This window comes from Alkalispirillum mobile, assembly GCF_003664325.1.
Taxonomy (GTDB): Bacteria; Pseudomonadota; Gammaproteobacteria; order Nitrococcales; family Halorhodospiraceae; genus Alkalilimnicola; species Alkalilimnicola mobilis.
In genome coordinates this window covers 279,490-301,455 of record NZ_RCDA01000001.1, presented here as the reverse complement: position 1 = coordinate 301,455, position 21,966 = coordinate 279,490, and the positions used below count along the sequence as shown (strand labels likewise).

22 protein-coding genes are annotated in these 21,966 nt (G+C 66.5%); 11 read left to right on the top strand and 11 right to left on the bottom strand.

All coding sequences use genetic code 11. The features are described from left to right. Window positions 1-47: 47 nt before the first annotated feature. On the top strand, window positions 48-2,627 hold the full coding sequence (gene acnB, locus DFR31_RS01505; RefSeq protein ID WP_121440897.1) for a bifunctional aconitate hydratase 2/2-methylisocitrate dehydratase: 2,580 nt from the start codon (window positions 48-50) through the stop codon (window positions 2,625-2,627). Window positions 2,628-2,781: 154 nt separating this feature from the next. Here acnB and hflD read toward each other — a convergent pair whose 3' ends face one another. Genes hflD through DFR31_RS01485 form a run of 4 tightly spaced genes read right to left on the bottom strand, consistent with a single transcriptional unit; the run spans window position 2,782 to window position 6,034 of the window. Further along, window positions 2,782-3,399: a high frequency lysogenization protein HflD gene (gene hflD / locus DFR31_RS01500; RefSeq protein ID WP_121440896.1), complete on the bottom strand. Its 618-nt coding sequence runs from the start codon at window positions 3,397-3,399 to the stop codon at window positions 2,782-2,784. Between the two features lie 16 nt (window positions 3,400-3,415). Continuing rightward, entirely contained in the window at window positions 3,416-4,516 is a 1,101-nt protein-coding gene (mnmA, locus tag DFR31_RS01495; protein ID WP_121440895.1) for a tRNA 2-thiouridine(34) synthase MnmA, read from the bottom strand. A gap of 35 nt (window positions 4,517-4,551) precedes the next feature. Then, the gene (locus DFR31_RS01490) at window positions 4,552-5,022 is read right to left on the bottom strand and encodes an NUDIX hydrolase (RefSeq protein ID WP_121440894.1); all 471 of its coding nucleotides are present in this window, start codon (window positions 5,020-5,022) and stop codon (window positions 4,552-4,554) included. 10 nt (window positions 5,023-5,032) lie between these two features. Beyond that, window positions 5,033-6,034: a LysR family transcriptional regulator gene (locus DFR31_RS01485; RefSeq protein WP_121440893.1), complete on the bottom strand. Its 1,002-nt coding sequence runs from the start codon at window positions 6,032-6,034 to the stop codon at window positions 5,033-5,035. 189 nt (window positions 6,035-6,223) lie between these two features. Between DFR31_RS01485 and clpS the strand changes: the two genes are divergently transcribed. Further along, the gene (gene clpS, locus DFR31_RS01480) at window positions 6,224-6,544 is read left to right on the top strand and encodes an ATP-dependent Clp protease adapter ClpS (RefSeq protein ID WP_121440892.1); all 321 of its coding nucleotides are present in this window, start codon (window positions 6,224-6,226) and stop codon (window positions 6,542-6,544) included. A gap of 151 nt (window positions 6,545-6,695) precedes the next feature. Continuing rightward, window positions 6,696-8,966, top strand: coding sequence for an ATP-dependent Clp protease ATP-binding subunit ClpA (gene clpA / locus DFR31_RS01475; RefSeq protein ID WP_121440891.1), 2,271 nt, complete (start codon window positions 6,696-6,698; stop codon window positions 8,964-8,966). A 50-nt stretch (window positions 8,967-9,016) separates the two neighbouring features. Here the strand turns inward: clpA and infA are convergent, their stop codons facing one another. From infA to DFR31_RS01450, 5 genes are all read right to left on the bottom strand, one after another. Then, the gene (gene infA / locus DFR31_RS01470) at window positions 9,017-9,235 is read right to left on the bottom strand and encodes a translation initiation factor IF-1 (protein WP_121440890.1); all 219 of its coding nucleotides are present in this window, start codon (window positions 9,233-9,235) and stop codon (window positions 9,017-9,019) included. Between the two features lie 175 nt (window positions 9,236-9,410). Next, the gene (locus DFR31_RS01465; RefSeq protein WP_121440889.1) at window positions 9,411-10,544 is read right to left on the bottom strand and encodes a 3-deoxy-7-phosphoheptulonate synthase; all 1,134 of its coding nucleotides are present in this window, start codon (window positions 10,542-10,544) and stop codon (window positions 9,411-9,413) included. Window positions 10,545-10,548: 4 nt separating this feature from the next. Next, window positions 10,549-11,424 carry a carbon-nitrogen hydrolase gene (locus DFR31_RS01460; RefSeq protein ID WP_147436960.1) on the bottom strand — a complete coding sequence of 292 codons (876 nt, stop codon included), beginning with the start codon at window positions 11,422-11,424 and terminating at the stop codon, window positions 10,549-10,551. Between the two features lie 65 nt (window positions 11,425-11,489). After that, a complete protein-coding gene (locus DFR31_RS01455) occupies window positions 11,490-12,569 on the bottom strand; it encodes an agmatine deiminase family protein (protein WP_121440887.1) in 1,080 nt (359 codons plus the stop codon). A gap of 25 nt (window positions 12,570-12,594) precedes the next feature. After that, window positions 12,595-12,906 carry a hypothetical protein gene (locus tag DFR31_RS01450; protein WP_121440886.1) on the bottom strand — a complete coding sequence of 104 codons (312 nt, stop codon included), beginning with the start codon at window positions 12,904-12,906 and terminating at the stop codon, window positions 12,595-12,597. Between the two features lie 113 nt (window positions 12,907-13,019). On the opposite strand from DFR31_RS01450, the gene sfsA reads away from it, so the two are divergent. Genes sfsA through lolD form a run of 3 tightly spaced genes read left to right on the top strand, consistent with a single transcriptional unit; the run spans window position 13,020 to window position 15,727 of the window. After that, on the top strand, window positions 13,020-13,736 hold the full coding sequence (gene sfsA, locus DFR31_RS01445) for a DNA/RNA nuclease SfsA (protein WP_121440885.1): 717 nt from the start codon (window positions 13,020-13,022) through the stop codon (window positions 13,734-13,736). A gap of 22 nt (window positions 13,737-13,758) precedes the next feature. Continuing rightward, window positions 13,759-15,006, top strand: a complete 1,248-nt coding sequence (locus DFR31_RS01440) for a lipoprotein-releasing ABC transporter permease subunit (RefSeq protein ID WP_121440884.1) — start codon at window positions 13,759-13,761, stop codon at window positions 15,004-15,006. After that, a complete protein-coding gene (gene lolD, locus DFR31_RS01435) occupies window positions 14,999-15,727 on the top strand; it encodes a lipoprotein-releasing ABC transporter ATP-binding protein LolD (protein WP_121440883.1) in 729 nt (242 codons plus the stop codon). The genes DFR31_RS01440 and lolD overlap by 8 nt, the downstream gene beginning before the upstream one ends. A gap of 42 nt (window positions 15,728-15,769) precedes the next feature. On the opposite strand, the gene DFR31_RS01430 is transcribed toward lolD, so the two are convergent. Then, window positions 15,770-16,345 (bottom strand): DUF2062 domain-containing protein, encoded by a 576-nt coding sequence (locus DFR31_RS01430; protein ID WP_121440882.1) that lies wholly within the window; start codon window positions 16,343-16,345, stop codon window positions 15,770-15,772. Window positions 16,346-16,465: 120 nt separating this feature from the next. Here DFR31_RS01430 and DFR31_RS01425 point away from each other — a divergent pair, with 120 nt between their 5' ends. From DFR31_RS01425 to kdsB, 5 genes are read left to right on the top strand one after another with little or no spacing between them, the layout of a single operon-like run. Beyond that, window positions 16,466-18,712, top strand: a complete 2,247-nt coding sequence (locus tag DFR31_RS01425; RefSeq protein WP_121440881.1) for a ComEC/Rec2 family competence protein — start codon at window positions 16,466-16,468, stop codon at window positions 18,710-18,712. Window positions 18,713-18,753: 41 nt separating this feature from the next. Beyond that, a complete protein-coding gene (locus DFR31_RS01420) occupies window positions 18,754-19,410 on the top strand; it encodes a MotA/TolQ/ExbB proton channel family protein (protein ID WP_211328215.1) in 657 nt (218 codons plus the stop codon). A 1-nt stretch (window position 19,411) separates the two neighbouring features. Next, window positions 19,412-19,825 (top strand): ExbD/TolR family protein, encoded by a 414-nt coding sequence (locus DFR31_RS01415; protein WP_245971058.1) that lies wholly within the window; start codon window positions 19,412-19,414, stop codon window positions 19,823-19,825. A 3-nt stretch (window positions 19,826-19,828) separates the two neighbouring features. Next, window positions 19,829-20,863, top strand: coding sequence for a tetraacyldisaccharide 4'-kinase (gene lpxK, locus DFR31_RS01410; RefSeq protein WP_245971057.1), 1,035 nt, complete (start codon window positions 19,829-19,831; stop codon window positions 20,861-20,863). Window positions 20,864-20,876: 13 nt separating this feature from the next. Continuing rightward, the gene (gene kdsB / locus DFR31_RS01405; protein ID WP_121440877.1) at window positions 20,877-21,644 is read left to right on the top strand and encodes a 3-deoxy-manno-octulosonate cytidylyltransferase; all 768 of its coding nucleotides are present in this window, start codon (window positions 20,877-20,879) and stop codon (window positions 21,642-21,644) included. A gap of 44 nt (window positions 21,645-21,688) precedes the next feature. On the opposite strand, the gene DFR31_RS01400 is transcribed toward kdsB, so the two are convergent. Continuing rightward, window positions 21,689-21,952 carry a hypothetical protein gene (locus DFR31_RS01400; protein WP_121440876.1) on the bottom strand — a complete coding sequence of 88 codons (264 nt, stop codon included), beginning with the start codon at window positions 21,950-21,952 and terminating at the stop codon, window positions 21,689-21,691. Window positions 21,953-21,966: the final 14 nt, after the last annotated feature.

Sequence of the window (21,966 nt, the reverse complement as noted above, 5' to 3'; positions counted from 1 at the left end):
CGTCGCCCGGCGACCTGTCGGAACATCAACAGCGAGGGTGAACACAAGTGCTTGAAGCCTACCGTAAGCATGTAGAGGAGCGTGCCGCCGAGGGCGTGCCGCCCAAGCCCCTGGATGCGGAGATGACCGCCCAACTGGTCGAGCTGCTGAAAAACCCGCCGGCCGGCGAGGAGCAGACCCTACTTGATCTCATTACCTACCGTGTGCCCCCGGGCGTGGACGAGGCCGCCTACGTGAAGGCCGCGTTCCTGTCCGACGTGGCGAAGGGCGAGACCGAATGCCCGCTGATCGACCGCAAGCACGCGGTGGAGCTGCTGGGCACCATGCAGGGCGGCTATAACATCGCCACCCTGGTGGACCTGCTGGACGACGCCGAGCTGGCCCCGGTGGCGGCTGAGAAGCTGAAGCACACCCTGCTGATGTTCGACGCCTTCCACGACGTGGAAGAGAAGGCCAAGGCGGGTAACGAGCACGCCAAGGCCGTGGTACAGAGCTGGGCCGACGCCGAGTGGTTCCTGGCCAAGCCGGACGTGCCCGAGAAGATGACCGTCACCGTCTACAAGGTGCCCGGCGAGACCAACACCGATGATCTGTCCCCGGCCCCCGACGCATGGAGCCGCCCGGACATCCCCCTGCACGCCAAGGCCATGTACAAGATGCCCCGCGAGGGCGTCACCAACGCCGAGGAGCAGATCAACGAGCTGAAGGAGAAGGGTCACCCGGTCGCCCTGGTCGGCGACGTGGTGGGTACCGGCTCCTCCCGCAAGTCCGCCACCAACTCCGTGCTCTGGTACATCGGCGACGACATCCCCTACGTCCCGAACAAGCGCGCCGGCGGCGTCTGCATCGGCGGCAAGATCGCGCCCATCTTCTTCAACACCATGGAAGACTCCGGTGCGCTGCCTATCGAGATGGACGTAGAGAAGTTCGAGACCGGCGATGTCATCGACATCTACCCCTACGAGGGCAAGGTCTGCAAGCACGGCACCGACGAGGTGCTGAGCACCTTCGAGCTGCGCTCCCCGGTGCTGCTCGACGAGGTGCGTGCCGGTGGCCGTATCCCGCTGATCGTCGGCCGCGGCCTCACCGACAAGGCCCGCGAGAGCCTGGGCCTCGAGGCCTCCGACGTCTTCCGCCGTCCGCAGGCCCCGACCGACTCCGGCAAGGGCTTCAGCCTGGCCCAGAAGATGGTGGGCAAGGCCTGCGGTGTCGAGGGCGTGCGCCCCGGCACCTACTGCGAGCCCAAGATGACCACCGTGGGCTCCCAGGACACCACCGGCCCGATGACCCGGGACGAGCTGAAGGACCTGGCCTGCCTGGGCTTCCAGGCCGACCTGGTGATGCAGTCCTTCTGCCACACCGCCGCCTACCCGAAGCCGGTGGACGTGAACACCCACCACACCCTGCCGGACTTCATCATGACCCGCGGCGGCGTCTCCCTGCGTCCGGGTGACGGCATCATCCACTCCTGGCTGAACCGCATGCTGCTGCCCGACACCGTGGGTACCGGCGGCGACAGCCACACCCGCTTCCCCATGGGTATCTCCTTCCCGGCGGGCTCCGGCCTGGTGGCCTTCGCCGCCGCCACCGGCGTCATGCCGCTGGACATGCCCGAGTCGGTGCTGGTGCGCTTCAAGGGCACCCGGCAGCCGGGCGTCACTCTGCGTGATCTGGTACACGCCATTCCGTACCAAGCCATTCAGGACGGGCTGCTCACCGTGGAGAAGAAGGGCAAGAAGAACTGCTTCTCCGGCCGCATCCTGGAGATCGAGGGTCTGGAAGACCTGACCGTGGAGCAGGCCTTCGAGCTCTCCGACGCCTCCGCCGAGCGTTCCGCCGCCGGCTGCACCATCACCCTGTCCGAGGACTCGGTGGCGGAGTACCTGCGCTCCAACATCACCATGCTGCGCTGGATGATCGAGAACGGTTACGGCGACGAGCGGACCCTCGAGCGCCGGGCCCGCGCCATGGAGGACTGGCTGGAGAACCCGAGCCTGATGCGCGCCGACAAGGACGCGGAGTACGCCCACGTCATCGAGATCGATCTGGATCAGATCAAGGAGCCCATCCTCTGCGCTCCCAATGACCCCGACGACGCGCGCCTGCTCTCCGACGTGGCCGGCCGGGACATCGACGAGGTGTTCATCGGCTCCTGCATGACCAACATTGGCCACTTCCGGGCCGCCGGCAAGCTGCTGGAGAAGTTCCAGGGCAACCTGCCGACCCGCCTGTGGCTGTCGCCGCCCACCCGGATGGACCAGGCGCAGCTCACCGAAGAGGGCTACTACAGCATCTACGGCAAGGCCGGTGCCCGCACCGAGATGCCAGGTTGCTCGCTCTGCATGGGCAACCAGGCCCGTGTGGCGCCCAACAGCACCGTGGTGTCCACCTCCACCCGGAACTTCCCCAACCGTCTGGGTGACGGTGCCGACGTGTTCCTGGCGTCTGCGGAGCTGGCCGCGGTGGTGGCCATCAAGGGCAACCTGCCGACTCCGGACGAGTACCTGGAGTATGCCGGTGAGCTGAACACCATGGCTGGTGAGATCTACCGGTACATGAACTTCGATCGGATCGAAGAGTACCGTGAGGCGGCCCGCAAGGCGGCGGAGAAGCTCTCCGCGGCCTGATCGGTCGCTGCCGGAGCATGGGCGGTCCTCCGCGGGCCGTCCACCGGCATTACCCGGGCCTGGTTACCAGGTTGCGGGTAAACAAAAACCCCCGGGATCGGCCGATCCCGGGGGTTTTTGTTATTCAGCTTGTTCGATTTGGCGCGCTGCCGGTTCAGTTGACCCGGTCCAGCAGGGCCTGGGCCGCCTGGGTGACGCGCTGGCGCCGCAGGATGAGTGACAGCTTGCCCCCGCCGTTCTCGCGCCAGAGGCTGGCAGCACGGATTGCGGCCAGCAACATGGCACGGATGCTGGCCGCAATGCGCTCGTCCTGCAGGTGGCCCGGGTCGCCGCGGACCATGATGCGCGGGCCGAGCTGGCTGATGGTATCGCCATACAGCGCCCCAAGGTTCCGCAGGACATTCTCGTGCAGGGGGTGGAAGTAATCGGCCTGCCGGCGGGCGGCGTCCAGCCCCTCACCCAGTGCGCCCAGCATCGCCTTGTTCTTGGAGAGTTTTTTCTCCAGGTGCATGACGCCCGCCAGGTATCGGGTGGACTCCATGTTTTCCGGGTTCGTGAGCTGGGTGATCAGGCGCCTCAGCCCCGGCGCCAGCGGGGCCACCCCACCGTAAAGTCCAGCCAGGTCGCCGTTATAGGCCTGAGTGAGGCTGCCCATCAATGGGGCGGCCTGCTCCTCGTCAAGGCGGCCGTGGGTTGCCAGCTCCCGCACCAGCCCCAGGGCCTGCATGGCGGCCGCCAGGGCGAGTGCCTGTGCCTCGAATCGATCCTGCATCGGTGGTGCTTGTCCTTTATTCCACGGGGGTACGTGTCTGGATGATGCCGCCGCCCAGGCACTCGCGGCCGTCATAGAAGACCACGGACTGACCGGGGGTCACCGCCCTTTGCGGGGCATCGAAGATGACGGTGACGCTGCTGGCAGTGGGTCCAGTCGCAAGGGTACAGGGCTGATCGGTCTGACGGTAGCGCGTCTTGACGGTGCACCTCAGGGGCAGGGCAGGGCGTTCCCCGGCGACCCAGGTCAGCTCATCCGCGGTCAGCCCGGTGGACTGCAGCCGCGGATGGTCATGGCCCTGGACGACGATAAGGGCGTTGCCCGCCATGTCCTTGTCGGCGACGTACCAGGCCCCCTCGCCATGGTGGCGGAACCCGCCAAGCCCCAGCCCGCGGCGCTGGCCCAGGGTGTAAAAGGCAAGCCCCTGGTGCTCTCCCACCACCTCGCCCTCGGGCGTTTTCATCGGCCCGGGTTCCCGCTGGATGTAGCGGCTGAGAAAGGCCCGGAAATCGCGCTCGCCGATAAAACAGATGCCGGTGCTGTCCTTGCGATCGAAGTTGGGCAGGCCCGCAGCCTCGGCCAACTTGCGGACCTCGGGCTTGGGCAGTTCGCTCAAGGGGAAAAGGCTGTATCGGAGCTGCGCCTGCCCCAGAGTGTAGAGGAAGTAGCTCTGGTCCTTGTTGCTATCCAGCCCGCGGAGCAGCGTGTACCGGCCATCGCGTTCACCAACACCGGCGTAGTGGCCGGTAGCCACTTTGTCCGCCCCCAGCGCCAGGGCGTGTTCAAGAAAGGCCCGGAATTTGATGCGCTGGTTGCAGAGAATATCGGGGTTCGGGGTCCGGCCCGCCCGGTACTCCCGCAGGCAGACCTCGAAGACCTGCTCCCGGTAACTGGCCGCGAAGTTTGCCCGGTGCAACGGGATGCCCAGGTGCTCGGCCACCGCCTGGGCATCGGCCAGGTCCTCCTCGGCTGCGCAGTAGGTGAGGGTGTCGTCGTCCTCCCAGTTCTTCATGAACAGACCCTCGACGGCGTAGCCCGCCTCGAGCAGGCGCAGCGCCGCCACCGCCGAGTCAACGCCACCGGATAGCCCCACCAGTACCTTTTCAACTGCGGCCATCAATCACCCGTAACCCCCTAAAAAGGGAAAGTTTATCACGGGCACCCCGGGGGCAGCAGGTGGCTGAGCAACTCCAGCGGGTAGCGGCGGTCGGCCTGGTAGTCCCAGATGCACTGCATCACCAGGGGGCTACGCAGTTGGCCACCGGCACGGTTCAGGGTCTCCGGGGTGTGCCAGGCCGCGCGGACGATCTCCTCGTCTAGGGGCTGGTCGGGGTCGTGGTCGGTCAGCCGCCCCGAGAAGGCGACCCGGAGGAAGCTGCGCTCGGCGTCCTCCGCCCGGGGCTGCCATAGGTAGACGCCCACGACGGCCTCGGGCTCAAACCCCCAGCCCGTCTCCTCGCGCGTCTCCCGCACCACGGCGTGCAGCAGGCTTTCGTTGGGATCCAGGTGCCCGGCGGGCTGGTTGTAGACCAGGGCATCACCGTCCGGGCGCTCTTCTACCATCAGGAAGCGGCCCCGGTCCTCGACCACGGCCGCCACGGTGACATGGGGTTTCCAGACCATGCTCAGCCCCTCAGTCCTGCGGATCAGCGTTGGCCCGGGGGACAAACACCGACTCGCTGGCACCGTGTTGCCGCCGCTGGCCGTCAAGATCGGCCTCCCCCGAGAAGATATCGGGCGCCATGACCTCCAGAAAGCGCTTGGCCTGCGGGGAGAGATAGCGTCCGCGACGGAGCATCACCCCGTAGGTCCGCTGCGGGAAGCAGTCCGGCAGGGGGCGGACATGCAGCTTTTCCTCGCCGCTGAGGCAGATGCTGCTGGCAATACCGATCCCGAAACCCAGCTCCACGTAGCGCTTGATGATCTCCCAGCCGCCCACCTCCAGGCGCACCTCGTAGGGGATGTTGTTCTGCTGGAAGACCAGGTTCACCAACCGCCAGGTGGTGAGGTGGCGGGGCGGGAGGATCAGCTCGCCCGAGGCCAGATCCTCAAGCGTCAGCGCCGGCTTCTCGGCCAGCGGATGCCCCAGCGGCAGGATCAGCCGGAGGTCGTAGGTGTATATGGCGCGGTAGCTCAGGTCCTCGGGCAGGTCGAGCGTGGAGCCCACCGCCAGGTCCACCTCATCGTGCTGCAGGGCAGCGATCATGTCCCGTCCGATCAGGTTGTGCAGTTTGACGTGCACCCCCGGATACCGGGCCATGAACTGCTTGAGCAGATCGGGGAGGATGTACAGGGTGGTGGATTCCCCTGCGGCAATGTCCAACCGGCCGGTCTGCAGCCGCTCATGGCGGGCCGCGAAGCGCTCGGGCAGGCCGTCCACCCCTTCAACCAGGGGCTGGGCCAATTCGTAGAGGGTTTCACCGTCCGGGGTCAGGCGGATGCGAGGCCCGCGGCGCTCGAACAGTGTGATCCCCAGCTCCCGCTCCAGGGCCTGGATCTGCAGTGACACGGAAGGCTGGCTCAGCTCCAGGCGCTGGGCCGCGCGCGAAATGCTGCCCTCCTGTGCCGCATGACAAAAGGCCCGTAACTGCTTGAGCCGGTTGTGTTTGTAGTAAAGTCTTCCGCCGCCAGCCACGATCCGTCCATCTGCACAGTATCAAACTATTGACGATGCCAATGGTCGTATTGGCCACACAGGTTGTCAATCAGTCGCTCCCCCGTGGCCAATTGACCACGGCCCGCCATGCGCCATTGGCCGGAGGAGCGCTTCGGCCTAAAATAGGGGCAAGAAACCCACCTGAATCAAGCAGGGCGCAGAGCGACCATGAGTGACAAGGCAGGAGACTGGCAGGAGCAGGGCCCCCAGGTGCAAGAGGCGCCCCCGGAGGTCAAGAAGCCGCCGCTCTACAAGGTCATCATACTGAACGACGATTACACCCCGATGGACTTCGTCGTTGAGGTTCTGGAGCGCTTTTTCTACATGGATCGCGCCCGCGCCACCCAGGTGATGCTGCACGTCCACACCCGGGGCGAGGGTGTCTGCGGCGTCTTCAGCCGCGACGTGGCGGAGACTAAAGTCAATCAGGTGAATGACTGGTCCCGCCAGCACGAACACCCGCTGATGTGTACGCTGAAGGAGGCTTGAGCGCTGGGTCGGCCTTGAATCCGCCGCCAGGAGGACCCAGTTACGCTACTATAGAGCGAAAGGGAGTAGCCCAGCCGGGGAACCCGGCCCGCTCCCTCCCGGTCTGATTCATCAGACGTAACCGGGGCGTCAGACCATTGAGGACCAGGGCATGCTGAGTAAAGAGCTGGAGTTCACGCTGAACATGGCATTCAAGGATGCCAGGGAGAAACGCCACGAGTTTCTCACCGTGGAGCACCTGCTGCTGGCCCTCACCGACAACCCCGCCGCGGTAGCCGTACTCAAAGGGTGCGGCGTCAAGCTGGAGAAGCTGCGGCGCGACTTGGAGGGGTTCCTGGCCGAGACCACGCCGTTGCTGCCCGCCAACGACACCCGCGAGACACAGCCGACGCTCGGCTTCCAGCGGGTGCTGCAGCGAGCGATTCTCCACGTGCAGTCCTCCGGCAAGCGCGAGGTGACCGGGGCTAACGTGCTGGTGGCCATTTTCAGCGAGCAGGAGTCCCAGGCGGTCTATTTCCTGCACCGGCAAAACGTCTCCCGCCTGGACGTGGTCAACTACCTGTCCCACGGGACCTCCAACGTCTCCCCTGAGAGCGAGGAGGCCGAGGATCCGAGCAGCGCTCCGAGCGTCGAGGAAGACGGCGAGCCGCAGCAGGGTAGTTCCCCGCTGGACCAGTACGCGACCAACCTCAACGCCAAGGCGCGCAAGCGCCAGATCGACCCGCTGATCGGCCGCGCCCACGAGGTGGAGCGCACCATCCAGGTGCTGTGCCGCCGGCGCAAGAACAACCCGCTGTACGTGGGCGAGGCCGGGGTCGGCAAGACGGCGATTGCCGAGGGTCTGGCCAAGCTGATCGAGGACGGCGAAGTCCCCGAGGTACTGGCCGATGCCACCATCTATGCCCTGGACCTGGGCGCACTGGTGGCGGGCACCAAGTACCGCGGTGACTTCGAGAAGCGGCTCAAGGCCTTGCTGCAGCAGCTTCGCAAGGATCGGAACTCGGTGCTCTTCATCGACGAGATCCACACCATTATCGGTGCCGGTTCGGCCTCGGGCGGGGTGATGGACGCCTCCAACCTGATCAAGCCCATGCTGGCCAGTGGCGAGCTGAAATGCATCGGCTCCACCACCTACCAGGAGTACCGCGGCATTTTCGAGAAGGACCGGGCGCTGGCGCGCCGGTTCCAGAAGATCGACGTGGGCGAGCCCAGCGTCAACGAAACGGTGCAGATCCTCAAGGGGCTGAAGAGCCGCTTCGAGGCCCACCACGGCGTACGTTTCACCGAACCGGCGCTCAATGCGGCCGCGGAGTTGTCGGCCCGCTACATCAACGACCGGCGGCTACCGGACAAGGCCATCGACGTGATCGACGAGGCGGGCGCGCGGCTGCGGCTGCGGCCGAAGTCCCGTCGGCGCAAGACGGTCGGCGTGCAGGATATTGAAAGCATCGTCGCCAAGATCGCCCGCATCCCCTCCAAGCGGGTCTCCTCCACCGACATGCAGGTGCTGGAGAACCTGGAGGGCGATCTGAAAGGGCTGATCTTCGGGCAGGACGAGGCCATCGATACGCTGGCCTCCACCATCAAGCTGTCCCGGGCGGGCCTGGGGCAGCCGGAGAAGCCCGTGGGCTGCTTTCTTTTCTCCGGCCCCACCGGCGTGGGCAAGACGGAGGTATCGCGCCGCCTGGCCGAGCTGTTGGGCGTCAAGCTTATTCGCTTCGACATGTCCGAGTACATGGAGCGGCACACGGTCTCGCGGCTCATCGGCGCGCCTCCGGGCTACGTCGGCTACGACCAGGGGGGACTGCTCACCGAGGAGGTGATCAAGCACCCGCACTCGGTGGTGCTGCTCGATGAGCTCGAGAAAGCGCACCCGGATGTCTTCAACCTGCTGCTGCAGGTGATGGACCATGGCACGCTCACCGACAACAACGGGCGTGAGGCGGACTTCCGCAACATCATCCTGATCATGACCACCAACGCCGGTGCTGAGATGATGAGCCGGCGCTCCATTGGCTTCATGCCGCAGGATCACAGCACCGACGGCATGGAGGCGATCAAACGCCAGTTCACGCCGGAGTTCCGCAACCGCCTGGATGCGGTGGTGCAGTTCAACCCGTTGGACGAGGAGAACGTGCAGCGGGTGGTGGACAAGTTCGTCCGCGAACTCTCGGTGCAGCTGGCCGAAAAGCGGGTGACCCTGATGGTGAACGGGGCTGCGCGGCGGTGGCTGGGCGAGAAGGGCTACGACCCGAGCATGGGTGCCCGCCCGATGGCGCGCATTATTCAGCAGCACGTGAAGAAGCCGCTGGCCGAAAAGTTGCTCTTTGGCGAACTGGCCGACGGTGGCGAGGTAGAGGTCAGCGTCGAGGATGGCGAGCTGAAGATCAACGTCAGGGAGGCTGACGCGGCGGGCGCCTGAGAAAGGCGCCTGCCCGTTTTACCGCTCGCGGGCCGTGCGCGTAGCCGGCCTTAACGGGCGCGGTAGGTGATGCGGCCCTTGCTCAGATCGTAGGGCGTCAGCTCCACGGTGACCTTGTCGCCGGTCAGGATGCGGATGTAGTGCTTGCGCATCTTGCCGGAGATGTGAGCCGTGACCACGTGGCCGTTTTCCAGCTCCACGCGAAACATGGTATTTGGCAGGGTCTCAATGACCGTGCCATTCATCTTGATGGAATCTTCCTTTGCCATTCAGCCTCTCTCTGCGTTGCCGGACAAGTCGCCCCGGTCGCGCCCAATCATTGCTCAGGGCGGCGCCGGGTTCAGTGCGATGCGCATTTTAACCGGAATGCCCGTGGAATGACACAGGCGAACGCCCCCCGGCCGGCGGCTGTATACCGGGCCGGGGGTCCAGGCGTTGCGCCGTTTACCGCTTGCTGTTGTGCTCCGCGTGGAAGGCACGGGCCAGGTCACGGCGCCGCTCATAGGTCTCGCGGGCGAGTCGTACGTCTTCAAGGAACCAGGGCAGTTCCTCCAGCCGGAGGGCCTGGGGCCCGTCGACCAAAGCCTTGTTGGGAGCGGGGTGGATGTCGAGCAGGATCATGTTGGCGCCGGCGATCACGCCCTGGGCCGTGGTGTGCATCATGTCCATGATCCCGTCCGGCGACCCCGCGCGGGAGCCCACGGAGTGGGACGGATCGATGCACACCGGCATTCGGGTCAGCCGCTTCACCACGGGCACGTGGGCAAAGTCCACAAAGTTACGGTGCGGATCCCCCAAGTGGGTCTTCATGCCGCGCAGACAGAAAATGACCCGGCTGTTCCCCTCGCTGGCCAGGTACTCGGCGGCGTTGAGGGATTCCTCCAACGTGATCCCGAACCCGCGCTTGAGCAACACCGGGTAGTCCTTCTGCCGGCCCACGTGCTTGAGCAACTCGAAGTTCTGCGTGTTCCGAGTCCCGATCTGGAGCATCACCCCGGTGGGGTGGCCGGCGGCCTCCAGCGCCTCGTGGATCTCATCGACGTGCTGGTCGTGGGTTACCTCCATGGCGACCACCTTGATGCCATGGTGGCCGGCCGATTCGAACACCCAAGGCAGGCAATCCTTGCCGTGCCCCTGGAAGGCGTAGGGGTTGGTGCGCGGCTTGTAGGCGCCCATGCGGGTACAGGTCAGCCCGGCGTCCGCGACCGCCTTCATGGCCATGTCCACGTGCTCCGGCGTATCCACCGCGCACAGCCCCGCGAAGACGTGCAGGCTGTCCTGCGAGAAGTCCACGCCGTTGTAGGTGAAGTGCGCCGCTCTGCGGTCGTCTTTGTGGCGACCCAGAATGCGGTAGTCAGAGGAGACGCGCACCACCCGCTCAACGCAGGGCAGTGCGGCCATGTCCCCCTCGTCCAGTGCTGCGGTGTTGCCGATAAGGTAGACCTCGGTCAGGGTCTGCTCCCGCCCGTGAACCTGGTGGACCCGCGCCGTGACCCCGGGCAGTTGGCCCAAGTGGTCGAGCATTTCCTGGTATTCAGTGCTCTTTGCGTCAACATCTGGAGAGAGGATCAAGATCATTTGCTTAGTCCCTGAATCTTCTTGTGAGTTCGCCGTAAGCATCGATGCGCCGGTCACGCAGGAAGGGCCAGATCCGGCGAACGGCCTCGGTTCGGGCGGAATCCACATCGACCACCAGGACCGCCTCTTCATCGCGGGGCGCCTGGCCCAGCAATTCGCCTTGAGGCCCGCAGACGAAACTGCTGCCCCAAAACCGGATGCCCCGGCCCGCAGCCGCCGGATCGGGCTCAAACCCGGTCCGGTTACAGGCCAGCACCGGTAAGCCGTTGCACACCGCGTGTCCGCGCTGCGCGAGCATCCAGGCCTGGTGCTGGCGCGCCTGCTCCGCCGGGTCATCATCCGGCTCGAAGCCTATCGCGGTAGGGTAGAGCAGTAGCTCGGCACCGGCCAGGGCCATCAGGCGCGCTGCCTCCGGGAACCACTGATCCCAGCAGACCAGCACCCCCAGGCGGCCGACACTGGTATCCACCGGCTCAAAACCCAGGTCACCGGGCGTGAAGTAGAACTTCTCGTAGTATCCCGGATCATCGGGGATGTGCATCTTGCGGTAGACCCCGACCAGGCCCCTGTCGCTATCCAGAACCACTGCCGTGTTGTGGTAGAGCCCAGGCGCCCGCCGCTCGAAGACCGAACCGACGATCACGATACCGTGGCGCTGCGCAGCCGCAGCCAGCAACTCGGTGGTCGGCCCCGGTACCGGCTCGGCTTCATCAAAGCGGGCGGTGTCCTCCTGCTGGCAGAAGTAGCGCCCGCGGTGGAGCTCCTGCAACAAGACCAGCTGGGCGCCCTGCTCAGCTGCATGGGCGATATCGGCCAGGCTCCGCGTCAGGTTTGCGTCCGGGTCAGGGCCACAACGGTGCTGCACCAGGGCCACACGCAGGGGATCCATGTCATCTCCTCAGGGTAAGCGCACCGGGCCCGGAAAGCCGGCCGGGCGGTGGGCGTTCAGTTGTCCGCAGACAATTGTACGCCGGCAGGCAGTTGCATGGTGGCGCAATGGACACTGCCGTGCTGGTGGATCAGGGGAAGGGCCGGGATGCCGATGATCTCCCGGTCGGGGAAGAGGGCGCCGAGCACCGCCAGGGCCTGCTCGTCGGCAGGGTCCTGATACTGGGGGACCAGGACGGCGCCGTTGATCACCAGGAAATTGGCGTAACTGGCCGGCATCCGCTGCCCCTCTTCATCCCGCTTGATCCCGGGCCAGGGCAGCGGGACCAGGCGGTAGGGCGTGCCGCGCAGGGTCCGGAACTGGCGGAGCTCCTGCTCCATGGCCTGCAGTTCCGCGTAGTCTTCGTCGTCCGGATCGGGGCAGGCGGTATAGGTGATGGTCTCCGGATCGGTGAACCGCGCCAGCATGTCCACGTGGCTATCGGTGTCGTCACCGGTCAGGGCGCCATGCCGCAGCCAGAAAACGCGGGATGCGCCAAGCCGGGCGCAGAGCTGCTGCTCCACCTGTTCCCGGGTCGCACCGGGATTACGATTGTCGTTGAGCAGGCAGCGCTCGGTGGTGAGAATGGTGCCGGCGCCATCGGTGTCGATACTGCCGCCCTCCAGCACCCATTCCACCCGTCGGAAAGCGGTATCGCCAAACAAGCCCTGCTGGACCAGATGCTGGGTGATGACATCGTCCCGGTCGGCGCGGAAACGCTGTCCCCACCCGTTGAAGGCAAAGTCCTGAATCAGGGGCCGCCCGTCGCCCTGCAGGATAGTGATCGGCCCGTGGTCGCGGGCCCAGATATCGTTGGAGGGGGCGACCGCCAGGGTGCGCACGTCCGCCGCCACCCCGGCGCGCTCCAGCAGCCGGTCCACGCGGTCGCGCAGTGCTTCGTCGTGGCAGACCACCAGCAGGGGCTGGTTGGCCGCGATAGCGGTTGCCATGGCAACGAAACACCCCTCCACGGCGGGGAAGTGGTCTCCCCAAAGCCCTTCGGTGTCGTGGGGCCAGGTCAACTGCACGGCCGCCTGGCGCTCCCATTCTGCAGGCAGGCGGGGGCGCTGGGCCCAGGGTGATAGCGGTCGAATCACGGAGGTCCTGACAGGTCAGTAGCGGTCAGCGCCGCGTCACGGCGCGGATCACGTGGTCGTGCTCAAAGTAGACGACAAAGTCCTCGTACTCCCATCGGGTGATGGGCGGATCCCCCACCGGGTCGTGGCGGCTCTCGGGCTCCCCGAAGCGCTGTTCCACCTGGCCGCGCGTCATCCCCCGGCTCGGACGCTGCGCCTCGAACTCTCGGTCCTGCTCCAGTGCTTCAATGAGCAGGATGGTGCCGGAGGTCAACTCGCGCTCATGCTCGCCGGCGAAGCCCGCCGAGGGGATGATCAGCAGCCCGCTGAGGGCCAGAACACCGATAATGCGATTCATTCTGGTAGGGTCCTTCCTGACAGGTTTCGGCGAATATATCATCCCGTACCCCCCGGTAAAACGGGTACACTCCAGCGCGGCACCACAACAGCCCACCGGACAATACAGAAATCATGAAGTTTGACGAGTTACTGCAGGCAGGCACCCTCCATCGCCGGTATAAGCGTTTCCTCGCGGATATCACCCTGGACAATGGCGAGAGCATCACGGCCCATTGCCCGAACACCGGGTCCATGATGGGCTGTTGCGAGCCCGGGGCCCGCGTCTGGGTGTCCCGGTCGAACAATCCGCGGCGGAAATACGCCCACACCTGGGAGTTGGTGGAGGTTTCGCCCGGCGTGGTGGTTGGCGTGCACACCGGGCGCGCCAACGCGCTGGTGGAGGAGGCCGTACTGGCGCAGCGCCTGCCGGAACTGTCCGGGTACCGCCGGGTGCGCCGTGAGGTGCGCGTCCAGGAGCGGCCCATGCGGGCCGACCTGCTGCTAATGGATCACGTGGATGGTGAACCGGACTGCCTTGTGGAGGTCAAGAATGTAACCGCCGCCGTGGAGGGCGGTGTTGCCCTGTTTCCCGACGCCGTCAGCGCCCGCGGCACCCGGCACCTTGAGGTGCTGGCCGCAGAGGCGCGTGAGGGCCGACGCACGGCGCTGGTATTCTGCGTTCAGCGCACTGATGCCCGCGAGGTGCGGCCCGCCGACCGGATTGACCCGGCTTACGGTCGCGCCCTCCGTGCAGCCCGGGCCGACGGGATGGCCGCATACGCCCTGCAGGGCACGCCGACCCCGGAGGGTATCGAGCTGACCCGCACGCTGCCCGTCCACTGCCCCTGAGAACGCCAAAGAGACTGCCTTGATGTTCAAACCACTGGAGTGCTGGATCGGGTTGCGCTACACCGGCGCCCGCCGCCGCAACCACTTCATCTCCTTCATCTCCCTGAGTTCGATGATCGGCATCATGCTCGGCGTCACCGCGCTGATCGTGGTGCTGTCGGTCATGAACGGTTTCGAGCGGGAACTGCGGGAGCGCATCCTGGGTATGATCTCCCACGCCACTATCTCCTCATGGGGTGAACCCATGGAAGACTGGCAGTCGGTGCGCGATGCGGCCCTGACCCACCCCCGCGTGCTCGGTGCCGCCCCATTTGTGGAGGGCGAGGCCATGATCACCCGCGGCGGCGAGGTCAGCGGGCTGTTGGTGCAGGGGGTGGACCCCGAGCTCGAGGGGGAGGTCTCTGAGGTCGCCAATCAGTTGATCGACGGCAGCCTGGGCGACCTGGCGCCCGGTGAGTTCGGCATTGTCCTGGGGTCGGAGCTGGCCCGCTCGCTGGGCGTGCGCAAGGGCGACCGGGTGACCATCGTGGCACCGGAGGCGCGGGTCTCGGTGGCGGGCATTACGCCGCGCATGCGGCGTTTCACCGTGGTCGGGCTGTTCGAGGTCGGCATGTACCAGTACGACAAGGGCATCGCCCTGGTACACATGGAGGACGCCGCACGGCTGTTCCGGGCCGGGGAGGGTGCCAGCGGTATCCGCCTGAAGTTCGACGAGCTGTTGGCCGCCCCGCGACTGGCCAACGAGGTGGCGGACGTACTCCCTGGCGTCTATAGCGTGCGCGACTGGACCCGGCACCACGAAAACTTCTTCCGCGCGGTGCAGACCGAGAAGACGGTGATGTTCGTCATCCTGACGCTGATCGTGGCGGTGGCCGCATTCAATATCGTCTCCACGCTGGTCATGGTGGTGCGCGACAAGCAGGCGGACATCGCCATCCTCCGCACCCTGGGGCTCAGCCCCGGGAGCGTGATGGGCGTATTCATCATCCAGGGCACGATTATCGGGGTGATCGGCACCGCGCTGGGGGTCGCGGGCGGCGTCGCACTTGCCCTGAACGTGGAGAACATCGTGCCGGCGATCGAGCAGGCCCTGCAGGTGGAGTTCCTGCCCGCGGATGTCTACTACATCAGTGACCTGCCCTCCGATCTGGACTGGGGCGATGTGGGGCGGATTACCGGACTGGCATTCTTCCTGTCCTTCCTCGCAACGCTCTATCCCGCCTGGCGGGGGGCGCGTACGGCACCGGCGGAGGCACTGCGCTATGAGTAACGGTGACGTCACCGCGGCACAGCACGAAAGCACCGACACCCGCGAGCAGGTCCTGGCCTGCGAGGGGCTGCACATGCGCTTCCAGGAAGGGCCGCTGGATGTCCATGTGCTTCGTGGCATCGACCTGGCGGTCTATCCGAGCGAACAGCTGGCCATCGTTGGCCGGTCCGGCTCCGGGAAAAGCACCCTGTTGCACCTGCTGGGGGGGCTGGACAAGCCCACCGAAGGCCAGGTCTGGCTCGCCGGGCAGGCCCTGGCTGGCCTGTCCGAGCGCAAACGGGGCCAGTTGCGCAACCGTAATCTCGGTTTCGTCTACCAGTTCCACCACCTGTTACCGGAGTTCACTGCACTGGAGAACGTGGCCATGCCTGGGCTGATCGGTGGCCTGAAGCCCGCCGAGGCGCGGGAACAGGCCGCCGGCATCCTGGAAAGGGTGGGGCTCGCCGACCGCGTCCGGCACAAGCCCGGTGAGCTCTCTGGCGGCGAGCGTCAGCGGGTGGCCATCGCCCGCGCGCTGGTCACGCGACCGCGCTGCATCCTGGCGGATGAACCCACGGGGAATCTGGACAGCTATACCGCGGAGCGGATCTTTGAGCTGTTAAGCGAGTTGAACGAGGAACAGGGCACCAGCCTGGTGATGGTGACCCATGATGCGGCGCTCGCCCGCCGCATGGACCGAACCCTCGAGCTGGTCGACGGCCGGTTTGTGGACGAGCGGTAGCGCGCCGCGGTGGCTTGGGGGCACTGGCAGTGCTGGGGGGGGTCAGGGCCGGCGCCTGCCAGCCGCCGATCCCTTTCCCGACGGTTTGCCCACTTGCAACGCCCGCTCCCGTCGGATCCGGCGGTCGCGCAGGTGCCGGTAGACGTATACCCGCCAGAGCAGGTGGACTAGCCCATAACTGGCCAGCCCGGCGATGGCACCGACCAGGACACTGCCCAGCAGCAGCGGCTGCCAGACGGTGGCCATATTCGCCCAGAACCACTCCAGCCGGAGTTCGAACGGCGCGCGCTCCTCGCGGCTGCCGAGGATCGCGGCCCCGACCCGGTAGCAGAAGTAGAGCATCGGCGGCATGGTCACCGGGTTGCTGATCCAGACGGTGGCCACCGCGATCAGGATGTTCACGCGGGTCACGATCGCAATGCCCCCCGCCAGAATCATCTGCATCGGGATGGGCATGAAGGCGACGAACACCCCCACCCCCAGGCCGCCGGAGATCGAGCGCCGGTTCAGGTGCAGCAGAAACGGGTCCTCCAGCAGGCGCCCGAAGACCCGCAGCCAGCGATTCTCCTGCAGCACCCGCTTGTCGGGTAGCCAACGTTTCAATAGGCGCCGGGGCATAGCACGTTTCCACCGAATGGAGTCTTTGGAGCAGTTCGAACCTGTCCGGTGACAGGCGCCCAGATCTTACGTAGTCTGGCCCTGTTTTTCATCTCCGGCACTGATCAGGGAGGATCAGCCATGCATGCCGGCTTGCCGGGCTTTGCGCTCGGCATTATCGGATGGCAACACGCCAGCAGTCTGCCCGACTGGCCCTGGTGGATCGGGATCGCACTGGGTTCGGGCCTGTTACTGTTGGCCAACCCCGTGGCCCGGCTGCTGGGCGGTATCGCCCTCGGCGTGTGCTGGGCGGGTTTGCACGCCCAGATCGGCCTGGACCATCGCCTCCCTGTCGCCCTGGACGGGGAGGACCTGGTGATCACCGGCAGGGTGGTGGGACTGCCGGAGCACCACGGCCACCGGACGCGCTTCCTCCTGGCGCCCGACACGGCCGAGGACCTCTCCGGCCAGCCGCTGGAGGGGCCGCTCCCCCGACGTATCCGTCTAAGTGGTTACGGCCTCGCCAAGCCGCCCGGGGCAGGGGAGCGTTGGCAGTTGACCGTCCGACTGCGGCCACCCGGTGGCACCCTCAACCCCGGAGGCTTTGATTTCGAGCGTTGGCTCCACCAGCAGCGGCTGGACGCCACGGGGTACGTGCGGGACGCGCCGCCCCCGGCGCGGTTGCAGTCGGGGCAGGGGTTGCACGCCTGGCGGGAGCAAGTCGCAGAGCGCGTCCGTGCCCAGCTGCCCGGGGATGAAACGGCGGCGTTGCTTCCCGCCCTGGCGGTCGCCGACCGCTCGGACATGACCACCCGACAGTGGGAGGTAGTCAGTGCCACCGGGACCGGCCACCTGCTGGCCATCTCCGGCCTGCATATCGGGCTGGTGGCCGGGTTCGGCTTCCTGCTGGGCGGCCTGGCCTGGTGCGCTGTGCCTGGGCTCACTGCCCGGATTCCGGCGCGACTGGCCGGTGCGGTGGTGGCATCGCTGCTGGCAACCAGCTACGCCGCTCTGGCGGGCTTCACGCTGCCCACGCGGCGCGCACTGATCATGTTGTGCGTAGGCTTGGGTGCGCTCTGGCTCAGGCGCCGGCCGGGGTCCTGGCATGCACTGCTGATCGCACTGGCTGCGGTGCTGGCGCTGGACCCGCTGGCGCCGCTGGGCCCCGGGTTCTGGCTCTCTTTCGGGGCTGTGGCGATCATTCTCGTTCTCGTCGCCCAGCGGGGGCGCACGGCAGGCTGGCTGGGCGCGCTGCGCATGCACGCCCTGATCAGTCTGGCCATCCTGCCCGTGATCGGCGTCTGGTTCGGGGAACTGCCCCTGGTCTCCGCGCCGGCGAACATGCTGGCGATCCCCGTGGTCGCCATGCTGGTGGTCCCCCCGTTGCTGCTCAGCCTGCCGCTGCTTTGGCCGGCACCCTGGCTGGCCGGGTTACTGCTTAGCTGGAGCCACGGGGTGCTGGATGGATTGATGGGCGTGCTGGTCTGGATGGCAGACCACGGCCAGTTGGGCGCGTCGGCAATAGCTGCGACTGGGCTGTGGGTGGCCGGCCTCGGGGCGGCGTTACTATTGCTGCCCCGGGGTTGGCCGGGGCGCTGGCTCGGCGTGCCGCTGCTGGCCTTGCCGGTCCTCGCCACGCCGGTGACGCCCCAAGTGGTGGACGACCCTCAAGTCACCATTCTGGATGCCGGACAGGGGCTGGTGAGTGTGGTCACCGTCGGTGATCAGGCGCTGGTCTACGGCACGGGGGCGCGCCTGGGGCCGCGGACAGTTGTGGCGGAGCGTACCCTGATCCCCTGGTTGGAGACCCAGGGGCTTTCACCCCGATACCTGGTCCCGGGCGGGGAGGGCGGTGCCTGGACCGGCGGGCTGTCCACCTTGCAGCAGCACTTCCCCGGGGCCGAAACCATCACCACGTGTGACACCCCCGTGCCAGACATGCCCGGCGTGGTGCTGGCCCCGGCAGGGCAGGGCTGTGATCTGCAGATCACCCTCGGGGACCGGCGCGCGCTGCTCACCGCCCGGGAGGAGCCGGCCGGAGAGCAGGCCGGCGCGCCATGGGCCGCCATCGTGGCGCCGGAAGGGTATTTCTCCGCGGCCGATGGCGACGGTGCTGCACCGCCGCCTTTGACGGTGGTCTATCCCGTCACCCGTGAGCAGGCCCGGCTCAATCATGTCCGCGAGGCCGCCCGGCACCACCACCACCCTGGCGTTGCCGGTGCCCTTACGCTCAGCGCAGCAGGCCGCAAGGGATTGGCGCTGACCTGCTTTATAGCCGGAGAGGGCCGCCATTATCACCGGCCCTGGGCCACCAGCCGCCAGTCAGACGTGCCTGCACGTCACCCGGTAAATCCATTATCATCCCGACCATGCCACCCTGGGCAGTGATGCCGGGTCCACCCCTACAGGGAACAAGGAGATTGTCCACCGTGCTGGAACACCTACAGGCCGGCGGCCTGCTCATGATTCCGATCGTTTTCTGCTCCATCTTGGCGCTGGCCATCATCGTCGAGCGTGCGATCGCACTGCGGAAGACGCGGGTGGTGCCCCCGGGGCTGCTGCCGGAGACCTGGCGTCGGGTCAAGGCCGGCCGGATGGATGACAACGGCCTGCGGGAGCTGCGGCAGCACTCCCCCCTTGGGCGTGTGCTGGGGGCGGGGCTTGCCAACGCCGCCCACAGCCGGGAGGTGATGGCCGAGGCCATCGAGGATGTCGGGCGGCACGAAGCCCACCGGCTCGAACGCTTTCTGAACACCCTGGGCACCATCGCCGCGATTACCCCGTTACTGGGGCTGCTTGGCACCGTGATCGGCATGATCAAGGTGTTCACCGTGATCAGCCTGCAGGGGCTGGGTGATACCCCGGCCATGGCCGGGGGCATCTCCGAGGCCCTGATCACCACCGCAGCCGGCCTTTCCGTGGCCATTCCCACGCTGATGGCCTATCGCTACTTCCGGGGTCGAGTGGACGAACTGGTCATCGAGATCGAGCAGGAGGCGTTGAAGCTGGTCGAGGTGCTGCAAGGGCAGCGTACCAATGATCTGGTCGGCGACGCGGCCACCGAGAACGGCCGGGAGGGCCGTTGACGTGCGCCTGCGCAACCGTCGGAACGAGGACCCGGAGATCAATCTCACGCCACTGATCGATGTGGTCTTCCTTTTGCTGATTTTCTTCATGGTGACCACCACCTTCATGCGCGAGAGCAGTCTCGAGATCACATTGCCACAGGCCTCGCCGGAGGCAGCGGAGCAGCAGCCCGAGGTCCTGGACCTGGTGGTCAACGCCGATGGCGAGTACGCCGTGGACGGCCGTACCCTGGTCAACCGCCAGGCCGGCACGCTGCGCCGGGCGCTGGAGGAGGCCATTGCTGAAGGCGACCGGCCGCTCGTGATCCGCGCCGATGCGAACGCGCCGCACCAGGCCGTCGTCACAGCACTCGATGTGGCCGGCCAGATGGGGATCGAGCGGGTTTCCATCGGGACCATGCGGGAGGGTGATTAGCGTGTGGCCCCCAACGGAAGCGCCCGGTCCACGGATCTACTGATGGGCGGGCTACCCGAGTTCTGGTTGCGTCACCCGCCCGGTTGGCAGGCCCGGGTATTGTGGCCGCTGGGGGCGCTCTATGGGCTAATCGCGCGGCTTCGCCGGCATGCCTATCACTCCGGCTGGCTCCGCCGGGGCGATGTGCGCGTGCCGGTGGTCGTGGTGGGCAATATCTTCGTCGGCGGCACTGGTAAGACCCCGATGGTGGCCTGGGTGGTCCGGCGACTGCAGGCGAGCGGCTGGCAACCAGGCATCGTTAGCCGCGGCTACGGCGGGCGGGCGACATCCTGGCCGCAGACTGTCCATCCGGACAGCGACCCCGCACTGGTCGGTGACGAACCCCTGCTGCTGGCCCGGCAAACCGGTTGTCCGGTAGCCGTGGGGCCGGATCGGGTGGCGGCCGCACGGCGTGTGGTGGCGGCCGGCTGCGATGTGATCGTGAGTGATGACGGCCTACAACACTACCGCTTGCCAAGGGCGGTGGAACTGGTCATCTGCGACGGGGCCCGGAAATTGGGTAATGGCCTTTGTCTACCCGCCGGTCCCCTCCGTGAGGCGCCCGGCCGGCTGGCCACCGTCGACCTGGTCCTCAGCAATGGGTACGCGCCGGAGTTGACGCCCTACTGGTTTGACCTGGTGCCGGGCGCGATGCGCCCGGTCGCCGCTCAGGCAGTGGGCGCCCCACGGCCAGCGCCCGGGGAAACGGTGAATGCGGTTGCCGGAATAGGGCACCCGGAACGCTTTTTTGCCACCCTGGAGGCGATGGGCTACCGGGTGATCCGGCACAGCTTTCCGGATCACCACGCCTACCGCCCCGATGACCTGGCGTTTGCCGGACAATGGCCCGTGGTGATGACTGAAAAAGATGCTGTCAAATGCGCCGGGTTCGCGGGGGAAAACAGCTGGTATCTCCCCGTAGAGGCCCGCCCGGACGCGCAGACGGCCAGCCAGTTGGACGCCTGTCTGGCGCGACTCAACCGCTGCCAGAGCCGATAACCCGGAGGTCCCGATGAACAACGCCCCCTTCACCGTAATCATTCCTGCGCGTTACGCATCCAGCCGGTTCCCTGGCAAGCCCCTGGCCAGTCTCCAGGGGCGCCCGATGATCCACCACGTCTGCCGGCGGGCGGAGGAGAGCGGGGCAAGTGCCATCTATGTGGCTACCGACAACCGGGAGATTGCGCACGCCTGCGAGCAGGACGGCCAAAAGGTCATCATGACCCGTCACGACCACCGTACCGGGACCGATCGGCTGTCGGAGGCAGTGCAGACACTGCGCCTGGCGGATGAGGAGATCGTGGTCAACCTGCAGGGCGATGAGCCGTTGATGCCCAGCCCACTGATCCGACAGGTGGCACTGGACCTGGCGGCGCATCCCGAGGCGGGGATCGCCACCCTGGCCACGGTGTGCCACGGTAGCGACGAGGTCCGCAGCCCTCATACGGTTAAAGTAGTGCGGGACCGGCAGGGCTATGCGCTCTACTTCAGCCGGGCGACGATCCCGTGGGATCGTGATCGGTTTGCGGAGTCACCGGAGCAGGTACATGAGCCGGCCCAGTGGCTGCGTCACCTGGGCCTGTACGCCTACCGGGCGGGCTTCCTCCGGCGCTATCCAGACTTGGAGCCCGCCCCGCCAGAGGAGTTGGAGGCGCTGGAGCAACTCCGAGCCCTCTGGCACGGCGTGCGAATCCATGTAGGGCTGGCCAAGCAACTCCCCGGACCCGGCGTGGACACGCCGGAGGACATTGTCCGAGTGGAGGCCAAACTGCGGGAATGAGGCCCCGGCGGCGAACTGGTTAACCGACGGGTAAGGTACGGCCGTTACGCCAAGACGATCTCATCCAGCAGCGGGTTGGGGGAGACCCCATCGCGGTCGTGCACCGGTAGCGTCCAGATGCGAGGCGCACGCCGGTGAGCCTCCCCGAATTGGTCCGCTTGTACCTGGCGACCTATCCACTCGCACTCCTCCAGAACCAGTCTGGCGTCCGGTATATCCTCAAGCAACTCGACCACACGCAGCCTCCGCCCCTGGTAAAGCACATCGCGGCCCACCCAGGAGCGCAGTGTTTCCAGTGCCGTTGTCATACTGTGGTTCCTCT